This window comes from Helicobacter sp. MIT 01-3238 (genome assembly GCF_003364135.1).
GTDB lineage: Bacteria > Campylobacterota > Campylobacteria > Campylobacterales > Helicobacteraceae > Helicobacter_B.
This window is the reverse complement of the sequence record NZ_NXLN01000027.1, coordinates 12,477-33,620: the sequence shown is the minus strand read 5'-3', so window position 1 is coordinate 33,620 and position 21,144 is coordinate 12,477. Positions and strand designations below refer to the sequence as shown.

18 protein-coding genes are annotated in these 21,144 nt (G+C 42.0%); 5 read left to right on the top strand and 13 right to left on the bottom strand.

Going from position 1 to position 21,144, the window contains the following annotated elements; translation table 11 throughout:
• Positions 1–75: 75 nt before the first annotated feature.
• Positions 76–852: an outer membrane beta-barrel protein gene (locus tag CQA40_RS08985; RefSeq protein WP_115520516.1), complete on the top strand. Its 777-nt coding sequence runs from the start codon at positions 76–78 to the stop codon at positions 850–852.
• A gap of 293 nt (positions 853–1,145) precedes the next feature.
• On the opposite strand, the gene CQA40_RS08980 is transcribed toward CQA40_RS08985, so the two are convergent.
• From CQA40_RS08980 to pseH, 9 genes are all read right to left on the bottom strand, one after another.
• Positions 1,146–1,445, bottom strand: a complete 300-nt coding sequence (locus CQA40_RS08980; RefSeq protein ID WP_115520515.1) for a hypothetical protein — start codon at positions 1,443–1,445, stop codon at positions 1,146–1,148.
• 290 nt (positions 1,446–1,735) lie between these two features.
• Positions 1,736–2,884, bottom strand: a complete 1,149-nt coding sequence (locus CQA40_RS08975) for an asparaginase (RefSeq protein ID WP_115520514.1) — start codon at positions 2,882–2,884, stop codon at positions 1,736–1,738.
• Between the two features lie 64 nt (positions 2,885–2,948).
• Positions 2,949–3,989, bottom strand: a complete 1,041-nt coding sequence (hemE, locus tag CQA40_RS08970; RefSeq protein ID WP_115520513.1) for a uroporphyrinogen decarboxylase — start codon at positions 3,987–3,989, stop codon at positions 2,949–2,951.
• Between the two features lie 111 nt (positions 3,990–4,100).
• On the bottom strand, positions 4,101–5,321 hold the full coding sequence (locus CQA40_RS08965; protein WP_023926784.1) for a 2,3,4,5-tetrahydropyridine-2,6-carboxylate N-succinyltransferase: 1,221 nt from the start codon (positions 5,319–5,321) through the stop codon (positions 4,101–4,103).
• Between the two features lie 140 nt (positions 5,322–5,461).
• Positions 5,462–5,692, bottom strand: coding sequence for a hypothetical protein (locus tag CQA40_RS08960; protein ID WP_115520512.1), 231 nt, complete (start codon positions 5,690–5,692; stop codon positions 5,462–5,464).
• 433 nt (positions 5,693–6,125) lie between these two features.
• A complete protein-coding gene (locus CQA40_RS08955; RefSeq protein WP_115520511.1) occupies positions 6,126–7,040 on the bottom strand; it encodes an AEC family transporter in 915 nt (304 codons plus the stop codon).
• A gap of 160 nt (positions 7,041–7,200) precedes the next feature.
• Positions 7,201–8,484, bottom strand: a complete 1,284-nt coding sequence (gene murA / locus CQA40_RS08950) for a UDP-N-acetylglucosamine 1-carboxyvinyltransferase (protein ID WP_115520510.1) — start codon at positions 8,482–8,484, stop codon at positions 7,201–7,203.
• 331 nt (positions 8,485–8,815) lie between these two features.
• Complete coding sequence (gene pseI, locus CQA40_RS08945) at positions 8,816–10,045, bottom strand: pseudaminic acid synthase (RefSeq protein ID WP_115520509.1); 1,230 nt, start codon at positions 10,043–10,045, stop codon at positions 8,816–8,818.
• Between the two features lie 14 nt (positions 10,046–10,059).
• Positions 10,060–10,698: a UDP-4-amino-4,6-dideoxy-N-acetyl-beta-L-altrosamine N-acetyltransferase gene (gene pseH / locus CQA40_RS08940; protein WP_115520508.1), complete on the bottom strand. Its 639-nt coding sequence runs from the start codon at positions 10,696–10,698 to the stop codon at positions 10,060–10,062.
• 621 nt (positions 10,699–11,319) lie between these two features.
• On the opposite strand from pseH, the gene CQA40_RS08935 reads away from it, so the two are divergent.
• A complete protein-coding gene (locus CQA40_RS08935) occupies positions 11,320–12,066 on the top strand; it encodes an outer membrane beta-barrel protein (protein WP_115520507.1) in 747 nt (248 codons plus the stop codon).
• Between the two features lie 349 nt (positions 12,067–12,415).
• Here the strand turns inward: CQA40_RS08935 and CQA40_RS08930 are convergent, their stop codons facing one another.
• The 3 genes from CQA40_RS08930 to CQA40_RS08920 form a co-directional block, all read right to left on the bottom strand.
• Entirely contained in the window at positions 12,416–12,580 is a 165-nt protein-coding gene (locus CQA40_RS08930) for a DeoR family transcriptional regulator (RefSeq protein ID WP_115520506.1), read from the bottom strand.
• A gap of 11 nt (positions 12,581–12,591) precedes the next feature.
• Positions 12,592–14,406: a DUF262 domain-containing protein gene (locus CQA40_RS08925; protein WP_115520505.1), complete on the bottom strand. Its 1,815-nt coding sequence runs from the start codon at positions 14,404–14,406 to the stop codon at positions 12,592–12,594.
• A gap of 113 nt (positions 14,407–14,519) precedes the next feature.
• The gene (locus CQA40_RS08920; RefSeq protein WP_258864521.1) at positions 14,520–16,379 is read right to left on the bottom strand and encodes a DUF2779 domain-containing protein; all 1,860 of its coding nucleotides are present in this window, start codon (positions 16,377–16,379) and stop codon (positions 14,520–14,522) included.
• Between the two features lie 122 nt (positions 16,380–16,501).
• Here CQA40_RS08920 and CQA40_RS08915 point away from each other — a divergent pair, with 122 nt between their 5' ends.
• Together CQA40_RS08915 and CQA40_RS11695 are read left to right on the top strand one after the other, a co-directional pair.
• Positions 16,502–16,720 carry a hypothetical protein gene (locus CQA40_RS08915; protein WP_023926775.1) on the top strand — a complete coding sequence of 73 codons (219 nt, stop codon included), beginning with the start codon at positions 16,502–16,504 and terminating at the stop codon, positions 16,718–16,720.
• Complete coding sequence (locus CQA40_RS11695; protein WP_023926774.1) at positions 16,720–16,851, top strand: hypothetical protein; 132 nt, start codon at positions 16,720–16,722, stop codon at positions 16,849–16,851. Before CQA40_RS08915 ends, CQA40_RS11695 begins: the two co-directional genes overlap by 1 nt.
• A gap of 139 nt (positions 16,852–16,990) precedes the next feature.
• Here the strand turns inward: CQA40_RS11695 and CQA40_RS08910 are convergent, their stop codons facing one another.
• Entirely contained in the window at positions 16,991–19,417 is a 2,427-nt protein-coding gene (locus CQA40_RS08910; RefSeq protein ID WP_115520504.1) for an ABC transporter ATP-binding protein, read from the bottom strand.
• Between the two features lie 272 nt (positions 19,418–19,689).
• On the opposite strand from CQA40_RS08910, the gene CQA40_RS08900 reads away from it, so the two are divergent.
• Entirely contained in the window at positions 19,690–21,054 is a 1,365-nt protein-coding gene (locus CQA40_RS08900) for a hypothetical protein (RefSeq protein WP_115520502.1), read from the top strand.
• The last annotated feature ends 90 nt before the right edge of the window (positions 21,055–21,144 follow it).

Genomic DNA, 21,144 nt, shown 5'->3' with positions numbered 1-21,144 from the left:
AAGTTTTTGCAAATCATAAAATCTACCGTGAGGCAAAGCGTGAAGCGAATCTAAACCCCTTAAGGAGAAACGACAATGAAAAATTTGTCAAAATCAGTGTTTTTGAGCGTGGCGGTGGCAAGTGCGCTAGCAGCAAGCGCAGTAGCTGAAGAGAGTGCTGGATTTATCGGTCTAGAGCTAGGTGCAAGCGGTGGCAAGCAAGAAGCAAAGATAACAGGAACTGCGCTTAACCAAAGCCGAACTGCTTCAGATAATCTTGAAACTTATGGTGTAAATGTCGGTATCGTAGGTGGATACAAGGCGTTTTTTACTTCTTGGTTTGGGCTAAGGGCGTATGCGAATCTAAACTATATCCACACGCTTAACGAAGAAATGATAAGAGAAGCCGATGGAAGTAGCCTATCCACAGACCAAGCTATTACCGCGCTAAACTATGGCGTGAATCTAGACTTGCTATTTAATGTCCTAGCATTTCAGCAAGCAAATCTAGGGCTATTTGTAGGTGCTGGGCTAGGTGCAAATACATTTTTTGCTTCAAATGCCATAGATGCTGCAAAGAAGAAAATAGGCGCGAATCCAGACTTTGGTTTGCTTCCAGACGATTTGCAAGGACAGCTAAATAATGACATAAAAGACAACAAAGCCTACACAGGATTTGATGCGTGGGTAAATGTCGGTGTCCGCACAAACTTCCTAGAGCATCACGGAATCGAAGTGGTTGCAAAAGTGCCATTTGTAGGAACTACTGTGTATGACAAAACGCTAGGCAATCCAGCTGTTGCTAGCACAAATGGAAGTATCAAACTCTACAATCCTTGGAATGTCAGCGTGCGCTATATTTATAGCTTCTAAGATATTTTTTAGCTAGGATTTTAGCTAAGGAATTTCACTCCTTGTATGCTTCAATCGCACTTAGGCTTTTGCCGAGCAAAGCCTAAGTGCTTCCTTTCATTCTGCTGTTTTTCATTTCTGCTATTTTTGTCGCGTAGCTTATCTAGCTAGATTTCACAAACCAAATTTTCTAAATATGGCAAATCCATATCAAGCGCACGACACAAGCACACTATATACGCGACATATCTATCAAACTTACTTAAAATCTGCTCCCAAAGTCTATTTTAATCCACACAAAATCTACGCGAAGCCTAAATCGTAATATCAAGCAAGGCATTGCTTTTAGGAGAATCTAGCACTTTAGCGGGCTGCTCTTTTTGCTCCTGTGGCTTTTGTGATTCTCTTTCTTCTTGCTCTTGCTTGCCGTTTTTGCCGTTTTCATCAGCTTTTTGTAGGGTTTCTGTGGGGCGCACTTCTGCGATTTCTTTTAGTTTGTTCTCAAACTCTTGGGGGATAAAGTCCCCCCTTTGTGTTGCGTTTGCGAGGTTAGCAGAGGTGGTTTGCATATTTTGGTTGATATAGGTTATGTTACCGATAGTTGAGACAGCCATCTAGCTCCTCCTTTCTTGCTTATTTTGTTTAGAGCTTTTGTGCCTAGCCCTTTTAGTCAAAAAGTCTTTATATTTTATCGGCAAATTTTCGTTTTTGTTTGCCTATTGTTTGTTTCTTTTTGATTTATGATAGCGCACACTTTGGCTCTAAGCAAATTTCTTTCCAACTCTTAAAAGCACGATACACACGGTATTTGAAGCATATCTAAAAGACAAAAAAAACAAAATCAAATCCTAATAAACTTTGCAAGATTTTGCCATATAAAAGTTTGCAAACAATAGCCAAAATTTTAGTAGGTTTCAAAATATTCTTGGATTTTGGCTTGGTCGCGAGTGCGAGTTAGACAGAGCATTAGTAGCACGCGGGCTTTTTGTGGGTTTAGCTCCCCAGCACTTACAAACCCAGAGTTTTTATCGGCTTCTTTTAGCACCACGCGCCCACCGTTTATACGCGAGCTAACCACGACAACAACCCCTTGTAAGATAAGCTCTTTTAGTGCGTTTTTGTGCGCTTGGTGGATACTGCCCGCCCCACTGCCTGCGATGACTAAGCCCTGCGCTCCGCTCGCAAAAAATGCTTTTGCAGCTATCGCACTTCCGTCATTGCTATAACTATACAAAATATCCACCTTTGGCAATGCCAAGCAATCACGCACGCAAAATGGCTCGGGATTTTGCAAAAATGGCTGCAAAAATGCCTTAGAGATTTTTTTGGATTTTGATAGATTCGTGGATTTTTTGGCTAGATTTGGTAGCGTTGAGAGCTTTAGCGATTTGGCAAACTTCACTTTACCATTGCGCACGCTTCCTATCACGCTAGGTGCGCAAAAAGCATTTAGCTTATGGGTGTGGGCTTTGCTAGCATAGCGTGGGGATAGGATTTGCCCCGCCATAGCTATCATCACACCTTTTGCGTCTTTGTGCGCAGCTAGGGCTATGGCATTGTAGAGATTTTTGCCCCCATCAGAGTTTGGCACATTTGCAGGACGCATAGCTCCCACTAGCACGATAGGCTTTTGAGTTTTTGCCACTAGGTGGAGGAAGTAAGCACTCTCTTCAAGCGTATCTGTGCCGTGAGTGATGACTATGCCATCTACTTTGCCCGAAAAAACCGCCTCTATCTCTCTAGCGAGCGTTAGCCACACCTCATCGCTCATATCCACGCTATCGATGTTTGCGATTTGCTTTGTGGATATGCGGGCTAGGTTTTGGAGAGATTTTTTTGTCTTTTTGTGCTTTTTGTAGCCATTTTTTGCAAGCGAGTCCAAAATCTCATCTATGCTAAGCACACCCGCGCTATACTCATCGCTATGGTTTGCTAAGCACTCTTTGGTGCTTAAGTCTGCTAGCCCTGCGATAGTGCCACCTGTGGCAAGGATAGCGATATGTGGCTTGGTATCTTTTTGGGATTTGGAGGAGGTTTTGGTAGATTTTGGCATTTTTTAAGTTTGGTTATTTTAAGTGGGATTTGGGGGAAGTTTTGGGGTTTTTAAGCAGTTGTATTTATCGTTTGGTTTTTTCTTGCACCATTTTGACTAGCTCTATGGCATTTTCTCTAGGCAAATCTGGCAACATTCCGTGCCCTAGATTAAAGATATGTCCTGCACGATTGCCCATCACGCGCAAAATCTCCTCTACCCCCTCCTCCATAGAAGTGCGAGAGTAAAGGCGAGAGGGCTCTAGATTGCCCTGCAGCACAAATCTATCTCCCAAAATCGACCTTGCCCTAGCCATACTCACCCCCCAATCCACCCCAAACACTTCAAACCCCGCATTTGTCGCGCACTCATCTGCTATATACTCAAGCAACCCCCCCACGCCTTTGGGAAATATCATAACAGGAGTATTTGGATACTCTTTTTTGACTTCGCGTGCTATGGCTAGCATATATTTGAAGCTAAACTCCATATACGCGCTTGGCTCTAGCGCAGCAGCCCACGAGTCAAAGATTTGCACAGCGTTTGCACCTGCGCGGATTTGGGACTTTAGGTAGGATACTAGCTCATCACTAAGTCTTGATAGAAGTGTGTGAAGTAGCTGTGGATTTTGATATGCTAGCTTTTTGCTAAAGGCATAAGTCTTGCTACCCTGCCCCTCTATCATATATGTAGCTAGCGTCCAAGGCGAGCCACAAAACCCTATAAGTGCCTTGTCTTTTGGCAATTTTACGCGAGTGGTAGAGATAGCATCATAGACATAGTCCAAGTCTTTGTATGCACCTACCTTTAGAGAATCTATATCGCTAGATTCCCTTATAGTTCGCAAAAAGTGCGGTCCCTCGCCTGCTAAAAACTCTAGTGGCAGTCCCATAGCAAGCGGGACAACCAAAATATCACTAAATATGATTGCCGCATCGACATTTAGGATTTCTATGGGTTGGAGGGTTACCTCTGTGGCAAGCTCTACACTTTGGCACAGCTCCAAAAAACTTCCAGCCTTTGTGCGCGTGGCTTTGTATTCGCTAAGGTAGCGTCCTGCTTGACGCATAAGCCACACAGGAGTATAAGGGGTTTCTTTTCTCAAGCACGCGTCAATGAAAATCATAAGCTACTCTTTTTAAATTTTGGTGTGAAGTCTTGTTGTTTTTGCTTATTTCTTGATTTTGGCTTATTTTGCATAGTCTTAGCCAAATCCCACTAGCCCTTTTACTCAAATCTAGTGCAGATTTTTGTTTAGCTCGATTTTGCGATTGGAGCGAAAGGCTATCATCTCACCACTTTTGGAGTCTTGACGGAAATGCACTCCGTTTTTGCCACTTAGCTCACGCCCTTTATATAGAGAATTGTCATTGATTTTAAACCCGCCGTTTTGTTCGTTTGCCTCTGCGATTTTTTCTGCTTCGGCTTTGTCGATTCTAAAGATTGTGCCTGCTAGCACGGCAATCCCACCATCTACGATGCAACCATCACCTAGCGAAATCCCTGTGGAGCTATTTACACCAAGCAAGCAGTTTTTGCCAATGCTGATTGGCGCACTATTGCCACCGCTAAGCACACCTAGTATGCTAGCCCCACCGCCCACATCTGTGCCCTCTCCCACGATGACACTAGAGCTGATTCTACCCTCATTCATACACGCGCCTAGCGCACCTGCGTTGAAATTCACATAGCTAGCACCGGGCATTTGCGTATAGCCACCACTTCCTAGATATGCACCAAAGCGAGTTTTTGCAGAATCTAGCAAGCGGATATTGTCGTATTGGGGGACTACCTGCATAAGATAGCGCGGGAATTTATCCACAAAGTCAATAGAGGGAAACTCCCCACGAATCTTCAAAGCCACTTCAGCTTCGCGCAGATACTCTAGCTCATAAGGAGTATTGCCACTCCAAGCGACATTGCTAAGTAGTCCAAAGATTCCATTTAGGTTTAGCGAGCGCAAAGGAGCTTTGCCAAGAGAAAGGGCTAGTAGCTTCATATACGCACTCTCCACACTCTCGCACTCCACATCTTTATACACTATGCAAAACCTAAACTTCTCCACCCCACGAGAATCGCGCAACATAGATTCTGCCATAGCTTCTCGTAGAGCTAAAATCACTTGGATATTTTTGTGAGCGTTTGGGTCGTTTAGTGCTTCACTCAAAAACGGCTCATACAGCTCCAAAGCCTTGTGGATAAAGGCTTCATTTACCTCATAAAGTGCTTCGTTTTCACTCTCTGTGATGAGGTTTGAGCGGCGTGCCGCTTCTAGTAGCACAGCATAGCTACCTAGATTTTCCCCACCCCAATTTATCGTAGGATAAGTCGCACTTAGCACCGCGCCACTTTTTTGCCCATACTCAAGCCTAGCAATCCCAAATCCTAGCGGTGCTTTGTAGCCTTTCTCTCGCTGAATCCCAGCAACAAAATCTTTAAATTCATCAAGTTTGCCCATCGTTTTTCTCCTTATTTTAGATTATTTTGATTTTGACTTGTTTCGACTTAGTTATTACTCTTTTGAAGTCAAAACCTTGCCGATAAAAACCGCGCAAAAAAGCGCACCAAAAAGCGCAAAAGCTGAAGCAAATAGTCCTATCATTTCTTTTTCTCCAATCGTTTTAGTTCTTTTTTTATCCATAGCGCACAGCCACAAACAACCCCAATCAACCCACTCACACCTACGACAATGAAACATCCATCGGCGAAGTCAAACTCTCTGCGATTTACAAAAGCATAGCCCGCCACAGCAAGCAAAGCCGTGAGAAATACTACCATTACGGCTGTTAATGTGTTGATTTTGGATTTGATTGCGTCTTTTTTACTCATTTTATTGTCTTTGATTTTTGCTCAAAAGCTAGGCAAAATTGTAGCGTAATTTTTGGATTTTGGTTGTTTGCCTAGTGATTTTATAGCACAAATGCCTACACTAAGCCACGGTTCATAATGCCTAAAAATCATAGCATTATCTGCAAAATCATCTTTAGGCATAGCTAGTTTAGATAGTCGCTAGCTCGTGCCAAATCGCAATAGTAGCTTTGAGGATTTTAGCGAGGCTAGGGGGCGTGATTTCATTTTTATGGATTGCTTCGCTTTGCTTGCAATGACGGGGGCTTTGTGATTGCAAGGAAGTGAAGAGACTTAAAGCAATCCATAAGCCAAAAATGGATTGCCACGAATCTACTAACGCAGATTCTCTCAATGACGACAACCACGATTTTCAAAACTTACAATGACAAAGCCCACTCACTTAGAGTCCTGCTTAGAGTCCTGATAAATGCACCCAAAGTGGCGTGGTAATTGCGCTAAAAAATATACCCATTACGATACTTGCTACGGCGATTTTGTTGTTTAGCCCTGCGCGGGCGATTACCGCTGCGGAGCTGATAAGAGGTGGCATAGATGATTCTAGTAGCGCCATTTTGTGATTGCTATTGATATTTACGCCAAATATATGTAGCGAGCATAGATATATCGCAGGAATCACTAGCATAGAAACCACTAGGATTATCCCCGCTTTTTGCCACTCTAGCCGCACATCGCCAAAACTTAGCTGCACCCCTATGGCAAATAGTGCCACAGGCGTAGCACACGCTGCTAGCGCATATATCGGCGCGAAAATCTCTTGAGGCAAGCTAAAGGGAAGTGCCTTTAGTGCAAATCCACTTAGCATAGCTAGAAAAAGAGGGTTTTGAAAAAGTCGTATCCCCACAGAGCGCGCGCTAAATACGCCTTTGCCACTTAGGCTCATAATGATAGGGGTAAGTATGGCTAGAGGTAGTCCCGTGCAAAATTGGTCAAAGAGTATCGCATTGTGCGCAGCTTCGCTTCCTAACGCACCCTCCACCATAGGCACGCCTAGAAATAGGGTATTGTGCAAGCAAGTCAAAAACGACATAGTAATCGCCACTTCCTTGCCAAATCGCAAAACATACAAAGCCAAACACAGCACCAAAACAGCACCCAAAATCGAGCAAGCAAGCGCACCAAAAAGGCTTAACATAAGCTCTACATCAAGCGTAGAGTGATATACGCCCTTAAATATTGCGCTTGGCAGGGAGAAATTTAGCAAAAATCCTAGCAAGATATTGCCCTGACGATTCCCTAGCATTCTCGCTCGCTTGGCAAAATATCCAAGTGCGATAAAAAGCAAAACACTATAAATTGCTACAAGCATATTTCACCTCTTAAATGCTAAAATCTATTTGTGGCTTTTGTGCGCAAATTTGGTGCGTTTGATTTGATTTCGCACTATTTTTGCAATGTCATTTAGCTTTTTTATCAATTTTACTCAACTTTCAATTTTACTCACTTGCAGATTCACTTTACTTGCAAATCTACTCGCTAGCTCTAGTTATATCTGCGTTTAGTGCGTTTAGCTTGGATTCTAGTGATTCATATCCTCTATCAAGGTGATAGATTCTATGCACGCGAGTTTCGCCTTTGGCGACAAGCCCTGCAAGCACAAGCGCACTAGAAGCGCGCAAATCTGTCGCCATCACATCTGCTCCCACAAGATTTGTCCTACCCTTTACCAAAGCGGTATTGCCTTTTAGGCGGATATTTGCCCCTAGTCGCTTTAGCTCGCTTATGTGCATAAAGCGATTTTCAAATAGCCTCTCCTCTATCGAGCTTGTGCCACTGCACTGCGTAGCTAGTGCCATAAATTGTGCCTGCATATCGGTAGGAAATGCAGGAAATTCAGCCGTAGTTACCTCAAAGCTACTCATTTGCTTAGCGGGTAAAATGCTGATTTTATCTCCCTCACATTCTATGCCAAAGCCGATTTCTTTTAGTTTGTCAAGCACTGCTTGGAGATGGGCTTGATTTGCCTTTGCTATGCTTATATGACTATTGGTAATCGCCCCCGCACAAAGATAAGTCCCCGCTTCGATTCTATCTGGGATAACGCTAAAAGGCTCTAATTCCAAAGCCTCCCCATCTACACCCCTCACTTCTAGCACATCGCTTCCTATGCCATCTATCTCCACGCCAGCACTTGCTAGCACTTCGCAGAGCTGGACTACCTCTGGTTCTCTAGCTGCGTTTATGATTTGGGTTTTGCCCTTAGCAAGTGCCGCTGCCATAAGCACATTCTCACAGCCCGTAACGGTGATTTTATCAAACACGATTTTTGTGCCCTTTAGCCCTTTTTTGGCATTTGCGATGATATACCCACCGCTTAAATTTATCTCCGCGCCCATTTTTTGCATAGCTAGTATGTGCAAATCCACAGGTCTAGCCCCTATCGCACAGCCCCCGGGCAAGCTTACCTCGCACATTCTCATACGCGCTAGCAATGGTCCTAGCACAAGGATAGAAGCACGCATCTTACGCACAATATCATAAATCGCTTTTGTGTGGATAATGTGATGGGCATCGATTTTTAAGCAATGAGAATCCTGCCACTCCATATTGCACCCCAAATGCTCCAAAAGTTTGGCAAGTGTCTTTACATCTGCGACATTTGGGATATTATCTATGATGACTTCGTTTTTTGCTAGCAGGGTAGCGCATAGTAGCGGTAGAGCAGCATTTTTTGCACCTGATATGGCGACTTCGCCTTTTAGCGCGGAGGCAGGATTTGCTTCATCTATGCCTTGTATCTTTAGATAGTCCATTTTGCTCCTTTTTTGCGAATTTTATAAATTTTGCAGGTGTTGTGGAATTAGTAGTGCTGGGCTATAAAGGCTTGTGCGCTTTTGGTTTATATGGCTTAAAATTTCTCGCTAGATTTTGGATAAAACTTCGGGCTTAAAAAATATGAATTTTTTTAAGACTGCAAAACCCTAAAAACACAAATCTCGAAATTGCAAGCCCTGAAATTGCAAACCATAAAATTGTATGTAAATTTTCTTTTAGATTCTATTTACAATCCTTATATTTATGTCCCTATTTATAAAATCTTATCTATCAAATCCTGCCAAATCTCGCCAAAGCCACCACTCAAATCTACTCAAAATCCCCTATCTTTAGTGGCTCTCCTCTTTTCAAATCACGCGTAGCCTTTGCGCCCAAAATCTTAGGCAAATATCTTGGTGGCAGTCCATCGCTAGGGCGGATAGAGCGGATATTTTGCGTATCCAAAACCTCTCCCTTTGCTATATCCTCACAGACAAATAGCGAGCGAGCAAAAGGGCTTTTTGGCTTGTAGTGTTTGATTTCATCTTGGTTTATGGTGTGGACTTTGGGATTGTTTTTGGCTTTTGTGTTGTTTGTAGTGTTGGCAAAATCATTACCCTTATTTGCAAAATCCTGCTTAGCCAAAGACCCACCCATAGCCACGCTAACTGCCCTCACACGATTTGCCATAGTGGCAAACTCTGCTTCCTCCATACTGAAGTGTGAGTCCACCCCGCTCAAAGAGCGCGAGATAATGAAGTGCTTTTCTATCATACTCGCACCTAGACTTGCTGCAAGTATCGCACACAAATCAGCACAGCCCCTATCGCCATCACTCACGCCGATAGTGTGGTCGCTAAGCCCATACTTTGTGCCATATCTAGCAAGATTTGGCATAGCTAGGATATTTGCTTCTTCTAGCTTGGCTGGATACTCACTTACGCAGTGAAGTAGCGTAATGTCGCTATTTCCTGCCCTCTCGCACGCTTCTAGTGCGTCTAATATAAGCTCGCAAGTGGCTATACCTGTGGATATGATGATAGGTTTGTGCGTGCTAGCCACAAGCGAGATGAGGGCAATATCAGTGATTTCAAAACTAGCGATTTTATACATTGGGCACTCTAGCCTCTCTAGTAGCTCCACCCCGCGTGCGCAAAAAGGCGAGCTAAATATCCCTATGCCCATAGCACGAGCGTGCGCAAAAAGCTCCTCGTGCCATTCAAAAGGCGTATACGCCTGCTTGTATAGCTCATATAGCGTCTGCCCATCCCACGCCGTGCCACTATCTATGCGGAAGTAGGGTGCACTAGAATCTATGGTGAGAGAATCTGGCGTGTAAGTTTGCAGCTTGACAAAGTCCGCACCCGCTCTTTTGGCTGATTCTATGGTTTTTAGTGCTAGGGCTAGATTTTGATTATGATTTGCTGAAATCTCTGCAACTAGCAGGGGTGGCTTTAGTGCTTGATTTGCTTGGTTTGCAGAGCAAGCGGAATTAGTTGGATTAGCGGGGCTAGCAGAGGGAGCGTGGCTATTGGGGCGATTTTGTGTGATATGTGGCATTTGCTAGATTCCTTCTAAAAACCAAGTGGCGAGATTTTGCTATAAAGCAGTGCATTGTGATAAAACTCATTTCGGTAAATGAAATCTACTAGCTTGCCTCCGTATTTATAGCCGTTTTTTTCATAAAATCTTATCGCTTTTGCGTTTGACTCTAGCACTTCTAGGTGCAAGGAATGCAAGCAAAACTCGCTAAATGCTATATGCTCTAGTGTCGCCAAAATCTCCGCACCCACAGAAATGCCCGCAGAACTATCGCTAGAAGTGCCACTAGAATTGCCCGCAGAATCGCCACTAGAGTGGCTAGAAATCTCTGTGCAAGTAGATTTCGCTAGCACTTTTGTCTGCACACAAGTGTCCAAAAACGGATTTTTATAGATTCCTATGTAGGCGTTTTTGTGCGTGAGATTGATACGAGAGAGAGAAGCCACACCCAAAATCTCGCCCCCTTTTTTTAGTAGCCAATAAGCGGATTTTTGGTTGTTTTTTAGCCCTTTTATGAAGTCTGTATGCCCCTGCTTGCTGATATGACTAGAATACATATATTGCGCGACTTGCGCGTGATTGCGCATCTCCAAGACATAGAGAGAATCCTTTTTGTCCATAAGCGTAAAGTCTAGGGCATAAATCTCATTATAAAAAAAGTTTTTTGCCATTTGGCTACCACCTTACATTATCTTGGCTATTTGTAGGCTTTGATTGTGCTTGTGTATTTGTATGTGAGGTTTGCGATTGGGCTTTATTTGGCTATGTGATTTTGCGCGTAAATTAGCATAGTTTTTATAAATCTATTTTTGATTTTCAAATTATAGCCAAAGCATTATCACAAGTGCATAAAAGATTGTCAAATCTAGCAGAGCAAATAGAAGCGATATGGCAAGGCAAAATGTAGCAAATCAATCACGCGCTATGCCTAAATCGCTTGGCAAATAAAATCAGCTAGCTTTATCCCCCCCACCACTTCCAATCACAACGCACGCCACCCAAAAAATACTGCCAAAAAGCACCTCCACAAAAATATCGCCCAAAACACCCCCTAAAAAACCACAAAAATCCCTAAAAAACACGGCTTTTAAAAATTTTTATATTTTTTGCCAAAAAATGTCAAAAATCTTATAGATTTAAGCATTTTTTAATAAGGGGGGGGGGTAGAATTCTCACACGCTTTTTTGTTTGTTTTGTGGCTAGATTTTGGGCTTTGTAAGTTTTTGCAAATCATAAAATCTACCGTGAGGCAAAGCGTGAAGCGAATCTAAACCCCTTAAGGAGAAACGACAATGAAAAATTTGTCAAAATCAGTGTTTTTGAGCGTGGCGGTGGCAAGTGCGCTAGCAGCAAGCGCAGTAGCTGAACAAAACGGCGTATTTCTAGGAGCTGAAGTGGGATATGGTGGGGCTAGTGTGGAGGATAGAAGCAACTATGATGAGCGACCTATGACACAAGCTCCTAGAAGCACACCCACCCTCAAATACAACGGTGGAGGCGTAAAATACGGGATTATCGCGGGGTATAAGCAGTTTTTTACCCCCTATCTTGGATTGCGCTACTATGCGAGCCTAAGTGCTATGCACGCCTCCCTTAGCACGAGCCAAATTGAAGGCGAGTGGAAAAATGTAAGTGCCACGATGATAAACTACGGCGCAAATGTGGATTTTCTAGGGAACTTCATCGCACAAGAAAACCTAGATTTTGGTGGGTTTGTAGGGCTTGGGATTGGCGGGACAAGCTGGCTAGGAAAAAACATAAATGACTATCAAAAACTTGTAGACGGATATGGCTACGGCTGGAAGCTAAGCAAAAATAGCTTTGATGTCGCGCTAAATGTAGGCTTACGAGCAAATATCGCCAAAAATCACGGCGTAGAGATAGTCGCACGCGTGCCATTTCTCCCCACAAAGCTAATCGATAAATCCCGCACAGAGCCATATAATGTCGGTGCTGATACATATCTAGCAACTGCCACTAGAAAAGATAGCTTGCACCACCCATATAGCATAACCGCTCGCTATACTTTTAGTTTTTAGTGAGTTTTGTTCGTTGATTTGGTGGTTGGTTGTTTCTGCAATTTTTGTGATTTTGCTTTAGTGTTTTAGTGATTTGACATTTTTAGTGATTTTGGGGGATTGTGCTTGCTTAGTTTGTGTCAAATGAGCGCAAAGTATAGCAATGTGGATTCCACGCTTAAGCGCAATCACTATTACGCACCCACAAACATTGCAGGACAAAGGCAACTAAATTAGATTTTATCACATTTTGCTAGTGTTGATTTTGCTTGCTTCGCTAGCAAAGATTTTGTGCTTAATTGCATCGCTTTGCAAATCATCATTCGCGCGTTTTGTCCGCATTTTATCAAGATTTATCAAGGCACAAAAGCTACCCGACTTTATACGCGCCCAAATTCTGCAACTCCCTAAAATCACGCGCAATCGTTTTGGTGCTAACCTCAAACTCACGCGCCAAATCGCCGATTCTAATGCCATTCGCGCTTTTTAGTCGCTCATAAAGGAGATTGATTCGCGTAGTGCGGGGAGAGTTCATAGTAGTGCCTTTTAGTTTAAAATCTCTTTTAATTTTTCGATTAACAACTTTTTCCTTTTTTCATAAAACTCATCAAAATTTTCTAATGACAAATCTATATCTGGGATTAAATGCTTTTCTAAAAAGCCTTTTCTATCATTGCCACAATTTTCATTTACCCACTGCTCTAGTGATTTATCATTCTTAGACATATTTTTGTTTGCGTCATACATTTGCAAATTTGGTAGTGAATCATATACTTCAAAAGCTAAATAATTATAATTTTGGTCTTTTGATTTTTTTGCCTTACCAATTTTTTCATATTCTTTATATGAATTTGTAGGGTGTAGATGGTCTTTATGAAAACTATTATTTTTGTAATCCAAATTTGGATACAAAAATGAAAGTATAGCAAACGCTTCCGCACTATCTTTTCTACGCCACATTATTTCATTTACTAAAAATTCATCATCAATAACTTGACTATATTTAGCCTCTTTTTCAATTTTTTCAAGTGGAAAGATGTCTATATCTTCATCGAAGTATTTTTTATTTTCTTGTTCTTGTTTCAGTTCTTTTACAAATGCTTTACGCATATTTGCCAACACTGTATCCCCGCTTCCGCCAAATGGTTTTAAAATGAACACCCTTAAAAGCCACCTTTTGATGATTTTTCTGTTATTTTCTTGGGATACAGAATCTACAATTTGTTCCGTCAAATTTTTATGATAAATAAAATACAAAATAGGCAGAATCGCATTATTTGTAGATAGAGTTTTAGCCTCTAAGCCAAAACTTCTAAGCAACCTAAAAGTTTCAACAAAACAATTTCTAATGATATACCACTTATTTTCAATGGATTCTATAAATTTTTTATCAAAACTATTGATTTGAAATTTAACACTATTGTGAAACAAATATAAAAAACCTTTCAGTATTAAATCCTTACTAATATTAAAATCTTGGTTGATTCTATCTACTAAATTGTTTATTTCTGTTCTTGCATCAAGATTTTTCCAATTTGCAATAGCAATGCTAAACAAAATATCAGAGTAATCCAAAGGCTCACCATTTGAATTTACTCTAATAAAAATATTTACTGCTTTATCTGGTTTTTGCTCTGTTTCAAGGTAAAAATTGATTTTAGATTCATCTTTTGTATTAAAAATAAGTGTATGAAAATCGCATAACCTTTTCCTTTCACTATCTGTAAAATTATTTTTTTGAGAGAAATTTATTATCTCATTTATATCGCCTATGCTATAAATAGCACTGCATTTGAACCATTTTTGTTCGTGTTTTTGTTTATCTTTGTCCTCATATTTCTCTATGTATATATCTTTCTCGTTAGTTTCTTTTTTATCTAACCACAAAAATTCATATTCCACATTTGGATTTTCAGGTTCTTTGCTTTGAGTGAGATTGAAATACAAACTAGAAATATAAAACCACCTATCATCATTTTCTTTTTGCCACTTTGTCTTTCTTATGCCCTCATCATAATGTCCAAATAATGCTATGTATAAAGAAGTCAAGCGTTGTTGCCCATCTAACACAGCTTTAAAATCCTTGTGTTGTTTTGTATCTACTAATTCATTATGGGTATTGTGCTTTTCTCTATAAAACTTTAAAAAACGATAAAATCTCCAAGCTGTTTTACTCTCATCTCTAACCTCCCAAAAAAGCATAGAGCTAATAGGATAACCCCTCATCAAAGAATCAAAAAGCTCCTCAATTTGCCAACCCTCCCAAACATATTCTCTTTGAAACGCTGGTAGCAAATACTCATCATTTCTTATTCTCTGCATTGCCTCATTGATTGTGATTGCTGGTTGAAATCCTGCCATTTTCTACTCCTTAAAATAAAAATAATTTTGACATTATACAAAAAAAAAAAAAAACGATTTTTGTCAAACTAAACGCAATTTATTGTAATTTATTTGCTTGTAAAACACATTTATCACGCCTTATTTTTCGCCACCCCCCGTAGCTTCCCTAGCACCTTTACCATTGCCAAAGTATCAAGTTTGCAGTATTCCAAAAGCGCGTGCCGATATGCCCAGCGATTCGCCCTATCCATAGCCTTTAGCGCGGGGAACGCCTCCATAGCCTCCCCGCCATTATGCACTAGCTCTAAATCCTTATACGCCTGCTCCATTTCTGGCACGAGCGCGGGTAGCACCGCCTTTATCGAGTAGCTCCCGCGCATAGCAGGGTGGTAGTAGGCTTTTTGCGCAAAAGGCGTCATCAAGTCCGCCGTATGCTCACAAAAATGCTCCAAAATCTCCGCATACTGCGGGAAAGTCAAAGCTAACCTTTTCATCACACCTTTTTCAAAACTCGCATTATACGCCAAAATAAACGCACCTCGCGGAATGTCGCGCACGAGCGACTCCACAAGCGCGACTCTTGGGTCGCCCTCACAATCCGCCAAAAACTCCCTATGCTCGAATCTATCGCCATAATCGATATGCAGCGAATACTGAAATGGCACTTGCATATACGGACACTGCGAATCATAGCTAGGCACAGCCTCCATAAATGTCTCAAAGTCCAAATGATACACGGGATAGCGAATCGTGGCTAGAAACTCTTGAATCTTGACTTTATCGATATGCACAGCATTATCTAGCGCACATTGTATTTGTAAGATTTGCGATGCACTAAACGCGCTAAAGTCCCTAATGTCGCTAAAACGCGCAATGCCACTATGATAGAGCGCGAACTTGGTGCGCGAATCAAGGCGCGAAATCTCAAAAACGCTATTTTCATCTGGCACACCACTCCAGCAAACGCCCTTAAAGTCGCATTCATAAGGACAATCACAATGCAAATCTATGTCGATTTGCGGTGGATTCGCGCTGTCTTCTAGAATCTTCTCAAACGCACACAGATTTTGCTCCACTTCGCTTTGCTTCTCAATCACAGCTTGCAAGCAATCCACTTTCTTAAAAAGCCTATCCACTTCAAGCGCACCTTTGCGCACATAAGAGCTATCGATATGCACGAGATTTGCACCGATGACTTTATATCCCGCGCCACTTAGCACGAAATACTGCACCGCCAAATCATCGATATACACGGGCTTTAGCCCCGTGCTAGATTTGACTTCATTTATGATTACACCTTGCGGGGTAATTTGCAAAATATCCACCATTACTAGAACGCCGTTATGCGAAAAAGTCGCTTCGGCAATGGAGCTTACGCCACTATCAATAAGGGCTTTTGTCCTCTCTATTTTCGCGCTAAAGTCCCCCTCGCTAAAGGCAATTTTATCCTTACACTTAAATAGCTCTAGCGCAAGTTCGCCCACTTCATTGCCCGCTTGAAATCGCGCTAGTTGGGAGGGTGTGGGCTCATCCAGCAGTTCGTGCTTGTATTTATACAGCCAAAGTCGCTTGTGGCACTGCACGCCACGCAGGTATTGGGACTTGGAGAGGTGCAAGGAGTGGGGTTTGGTGGTTGGCATTTGGCTTGCGGGTTTTGTGGCTTTTGTCGTGTCCTTTGTTGTGTGGGCTTGGTTTGATTGGCTTAGATTTTTGTTTGTGGTGGTGGCTGTGTGGGTTTGCTTGTCGTGGTTGCCTGAATTTGCGCGTGCCTTTGCATTGTGTGTCTTACTTGCTGTGGTGCTTTTTGCTTGTTTGGTTGTGCTTGCACCATTTGCTTTTTTAGTCGCATTTGTGCTGTGGGTATCTGTCCTGCGCGGCATTTGCTCTCCTTTGTTTTTGTTTTTGCGAGAGACATTATACCGAGCAAAACGGACATTTGATTGTCCGCTAAAATTTTTGCGCGCTTTTTTGGCAGCATTGCAGATGGACATTTGATTGTCCATTTTTGTCAAAATCCTGTGTGCGCTGATAGATTTTGCTTATTAGATAAAGTCGCAAAATTTATTATCCTAAACAAAACACAAAACCACAAAACTGCGCTATAATCGCGCTTATGAAAAAACTTGAGAGAATCCTAAACAACCTAGAGAAAGTCATATCTGCCTTTGGGCTCGCCCTGCTTGGTATGATTTCATATCTCTTTGTCAATGCCGAAAATCTCACGCTTACCAAACTTGTGATTTTGTGGGTCGGTATGGTGCTTGCTTGCGCTGTGATAGCCGTGCTATGCCTATGGTATAACAAATACCTAAATCAACTAAAGGAGGACTAATGGTAACCTTTTCACTATGGTTTTGCCTTGCAATGTTTGCGATTATGTCTGCTATCATTGTCAAAACATTCGCATTCCCCACAGGAATGCCAAAGCCAAAAGATACCGATTCTAAAAAAGCTGATTTTTAGGGGTTTGGGCTATTTTCTTAAAGCGGATTGTTTTGGGTGGTTGTTTGGGGCTGATTGTTTGGGGTGGTTGATTTTCGCACTTAAGCGATTTTGCACCTTAAAGCCTTGCCTTTAAATTCTATACTTACGCAAGTCTCACTTACGCAAATCCACTAAGCCTATCAAGCTGTGCCCCAAAATCACTCCTAAAAGCCTCGTCCCTATGCACTTCCTCGATGATTTCTCCACGCTCCATTATGTAGATTTTCTCACAAAACTTCCTCGCAAGCTCTACGCTGTGCGTGATAAGCAACACACCTAGCCCCTCCTCCTCTTGCAGCTCTTTAAGGAGTGCGAGTATCTCGCCCTCCACGCGCTCATCTAGGCTAGAAGTGCTCTCATCAAGTATGATATATTTGGGACGCGCAAGCAACGCACGCGCTAGGCAAAATCTCGCCGCCTGCCCGCCAGAAAGCATAGCAGGGTAGGCATCTAGCAGTCCCTCATCTAGCCCCAGACGCGCTAGCAATGGCAAAATACGCGATTCTTGTGCCTGCCTATCTTGCAAGCCCAGCAAGTAGCGTAGTGGCACGCATAGCGACTCGCGCAATTTTAGGCGCGGATTTAGCGAGCCTATCGGGTCTTGGAAAAGGATTTGCACTTGTTTGTAAAACTCCCTACGCTGCGCGAGGTTTGAGAGGTTAATTGCACTGCTTTGCCTGCGTTTATCGGCATTATTTGTGCTCGCGTTTATCGCGCTAAAAATCTTTGCCAGCAGATTTTTAGGATTTTCTATCCACGCATTTTTTTTACTCGACTTTTTTACGCCCGCATTTTCCAACCCTGCGTTTTTTGCACCTGTGTTTTTTGCTCGCGCAAATCGAGGCTTTGTGTGCCAAATCTCTTTGCCATTGAGATACACTCCACTGCGCAAATCCGCGCTAAAATCTGAATCTTCGCTATGCAGACCGTGGGTTTTGGCACAAGATTTCGTGCTAGATTTTGCAGAGTTTGCACTGTCATTTTTAGGCGTATTTGGCATAAAATCCACGCCCTCTAGCCCGCTTAAAATCTTTGCTAGCGTGCTTTTGCCCGAGCCACTTTTGCCTAGCAGTGCCACGCGCTCCCTCTCCCCCACGCGCAAAGAAATGCCGTGCAGCACACGCTTTTCTTTCTTGCCAAAGAGTGTGTAGCGCGAAAAAGATTTGCTTACATTATGCGCTATGAGTGCGTTTTGTTTGTTATTGTAGGATTCTACCCACCCCCTAACCCCCTCCGCAAGGGAGGGGGAACAAGGCGACTTACGCGCAAAAGAGCTAGAATGTGTGTTATTTTCTCTCACATTATTTCCATTAGCAGTTTCGCTCTCTTTGTTTCCACCATCGTGAGTAATTTTGTCATATTGAGGGAAAGCGAAATATCTCTTATTTTTGGCTTCCAAAAAATCCGTCCCGTGTTTGCTTTCTAAAGAAGTTTCGCTTGCTAAATAGACTTCACTAGACTTACTTTTTTGAGATACTTCGGCTAAAGCCTCAGTATGGCAAGCCCCCCCCACAATCGAAGTATTTGCGGTATTGCTTTGGGAAATCTCATTGCCCTGCGAGCGTAGATAGAACATTTCGCGTTCATCAAGCGAAGCGGGGCAGTGAGATTTCTCAAATGAATCACCCGAAGACAAATTGCAACCACTCAAATGGATACCCGCAGGCAAATTGCCCTCGCTCCCACACATTCTCCCCCGCTCAATCCTACACACCCTGTCCGCCATAAACTCCACCACCCTCCTATCGTGGCTTATCAGCAGCACGCCCAGCCCGCGACTCCTTTGTAGCCCCTTTAGCAACTCCAAAATCCTCCTCTCCACCACCATATCCAAGTCCGTAGTTGCCTCATCAGCGATGATATATCGCGCCCCGCTAAGTAGCGAGATAGCTATCATCGCCCTTTGCAACATTCCCCCGCTTAGCTCGTGCGGATAGTGCGTAAGTGCGCTACTCTCTAGCCCCACCTCACGCAAGGCAAACTCCACCTCATCGCCCACATACCCCTTGCCTAGCGCGTCTAGGCTCTCTTTTATGTGGGATTTTAGGCTTAGAAGCGGGTTGAAACAGGTGCGCGGATTTTGCAAGATACTTGAGTAGAGTTTCCCGCGCCCCTGCGCTATCTCGCGCTCGTCTAATACGCGCCCATCTAGCAATACCTCGCCACTCACAAGCCGAAGGTTTCGCGCCATGATTCCTTGCAAGGCGAGCGCACTTAGGGATTTGCCAGAGCCACTCGCACCCATAAGCGCGGTAGTCTGCCCCGCGACTATCTCAAACCCCACACCCTCTAGCAAAATCCTATCGCCATTTGCTATGCAAAGATTGCGCAGGGCTAGGCTTTTGGGCGGATTTACGCCCTTAGTCGTGCTCTCGTTTCGCGCCGCATTTCGCACCGCGCTTTGTTCTTCGCTTTGTGTTGTGCTTGGCATTCTCGCGCCCAAATCGCTTGGATTTGCACTCGGTGTTGCACTTTGTCGTGCGCTTGGATTTTGTCCCATTCCCTGCGCTGTGCTTTGCTCCGCGTGCGTTGTAGATTCTCCCATTTTGTGCCTTTAGTTGCATTTACAAAAATAAACTACCATTTTATTTACAAAAATAAAACCAAAAGGCACATTATGTCGCAAAATACTTATGATAAAGTCTTTGAGCGCATTATAAAAGAGGGTAATTCCAACAAAATAGCCTAAAGATTTTTCTCCACAAACCAAAAATGTGTGTTTTTTTTTAAGGCTTATAAAAAATGTAAATAACCACAATTTGCATAAAACTAAATAACCTGCAAAATTTATAAAAATCAAAAAATTGGAGTGATTAAATGACGCGAGTAGAGCAATTTGACACAAACATAAAACAACCCTTACTTCAAATGAGAAGTGAAGTAGAAAATTTAAATGTAGATGATCTAGATGCTAGTCAAAAATTAGAATTTGCTAGGGCAAAAAAGGTTTTGGCATATATTGAAAATTATACAAGTTTATTAGACCCTGATTTATTGCCACAAACTTTTTACACTCAAATACAATCAAAAACACAATCTTGGAATAAAACAATCCCACATTTGAATCAAGTATTAGATGAAATTTTATTTTATTTGGCTTCTTATGGCAGTGTTTATATTCCAAAAAATCAAGTTTCTAGTGCCATTGATGAAATGATTAAAGCATACAGTAGTGCTATAAAACAATTTTTGCAAGAAGTAGATTTTAGCAAAATAAAAAGAGATGCCAAAGCAATAGAAAATTATGGGGATAAATTATTAAGTGCTGATGATAGCATCCAAAGTCAGATAGCAAGTTCGCAAATACAAATTCAAACTTGGTTTAATGAAATTCAAAAATTCAATAACGCCTTTTTCGTAAAGCAAGACAATAAAGAAACATCAATCAAGGCTGATATTGATTTTATCCAAAATGATATAAATTCTACATACAAACAACTCCACGATATAGTAATGAACTTTACTCAAAAATTAACAGACCTTGATGAATTTTATGTAAAAATTTTTGGCACTGTGGAAAACAATCAAAGAATTGGTGGATTGCAACAAGAGATTAAAGATAGACAAAAACAGCTTGACGAATATAATGAAGAACAAAAAACGAAATTTAAATCTTTAAAAGATGAGATAGAAAATCTTTTAAAAGACGCTACAAATGCTAGTTTAGCTAGTTCTTATGAAAAATCAAAAGAAAGCTATAAATGGGCTATCTATGGTTGGAATGCAATTTTTATTTTGTCTATGTTAAGTATTGTCGGTATCGCAGTTTGGGGATTTATGGAAGTTTCCGATAAATTAAGTGAGCCATTGGCTATTTTGGGGGCTATATTAGTTAGATTACCTTTTTACATTCCGTTGGCTTGGTTGGCGATTTTTTCTACACAAAGGCGCAACGAATCAAAGAGATTACAAGAGGAGTATAAGCACAAAGAAACGCTTGCGAGGAGTTTTTTAGGATATAAAAAACAAATAGATGAGATACAAAGCGATTCATCTCAAGATAATATGAATTTAGCCAAAAGACTTATAGAAAATCTTGTAGAAATGACTAGCCAAAATCCAAACAAAGCACTAGATAAGGTAAAAAAGGACAATACACCAACTACCGAATTACTTGAAAAATTAGCAAAATTGCCAAATGAGTCAAAAACACTGCTTAGGGGATTTTTAAGTTTAAAATAAGCCTAATCCAAAATCGCACTCCGCTAGATTTTTACCCATCTTTGTGTTTCCCATATCATCGCACTTGGGATTGTGGATTAAGTCAATATA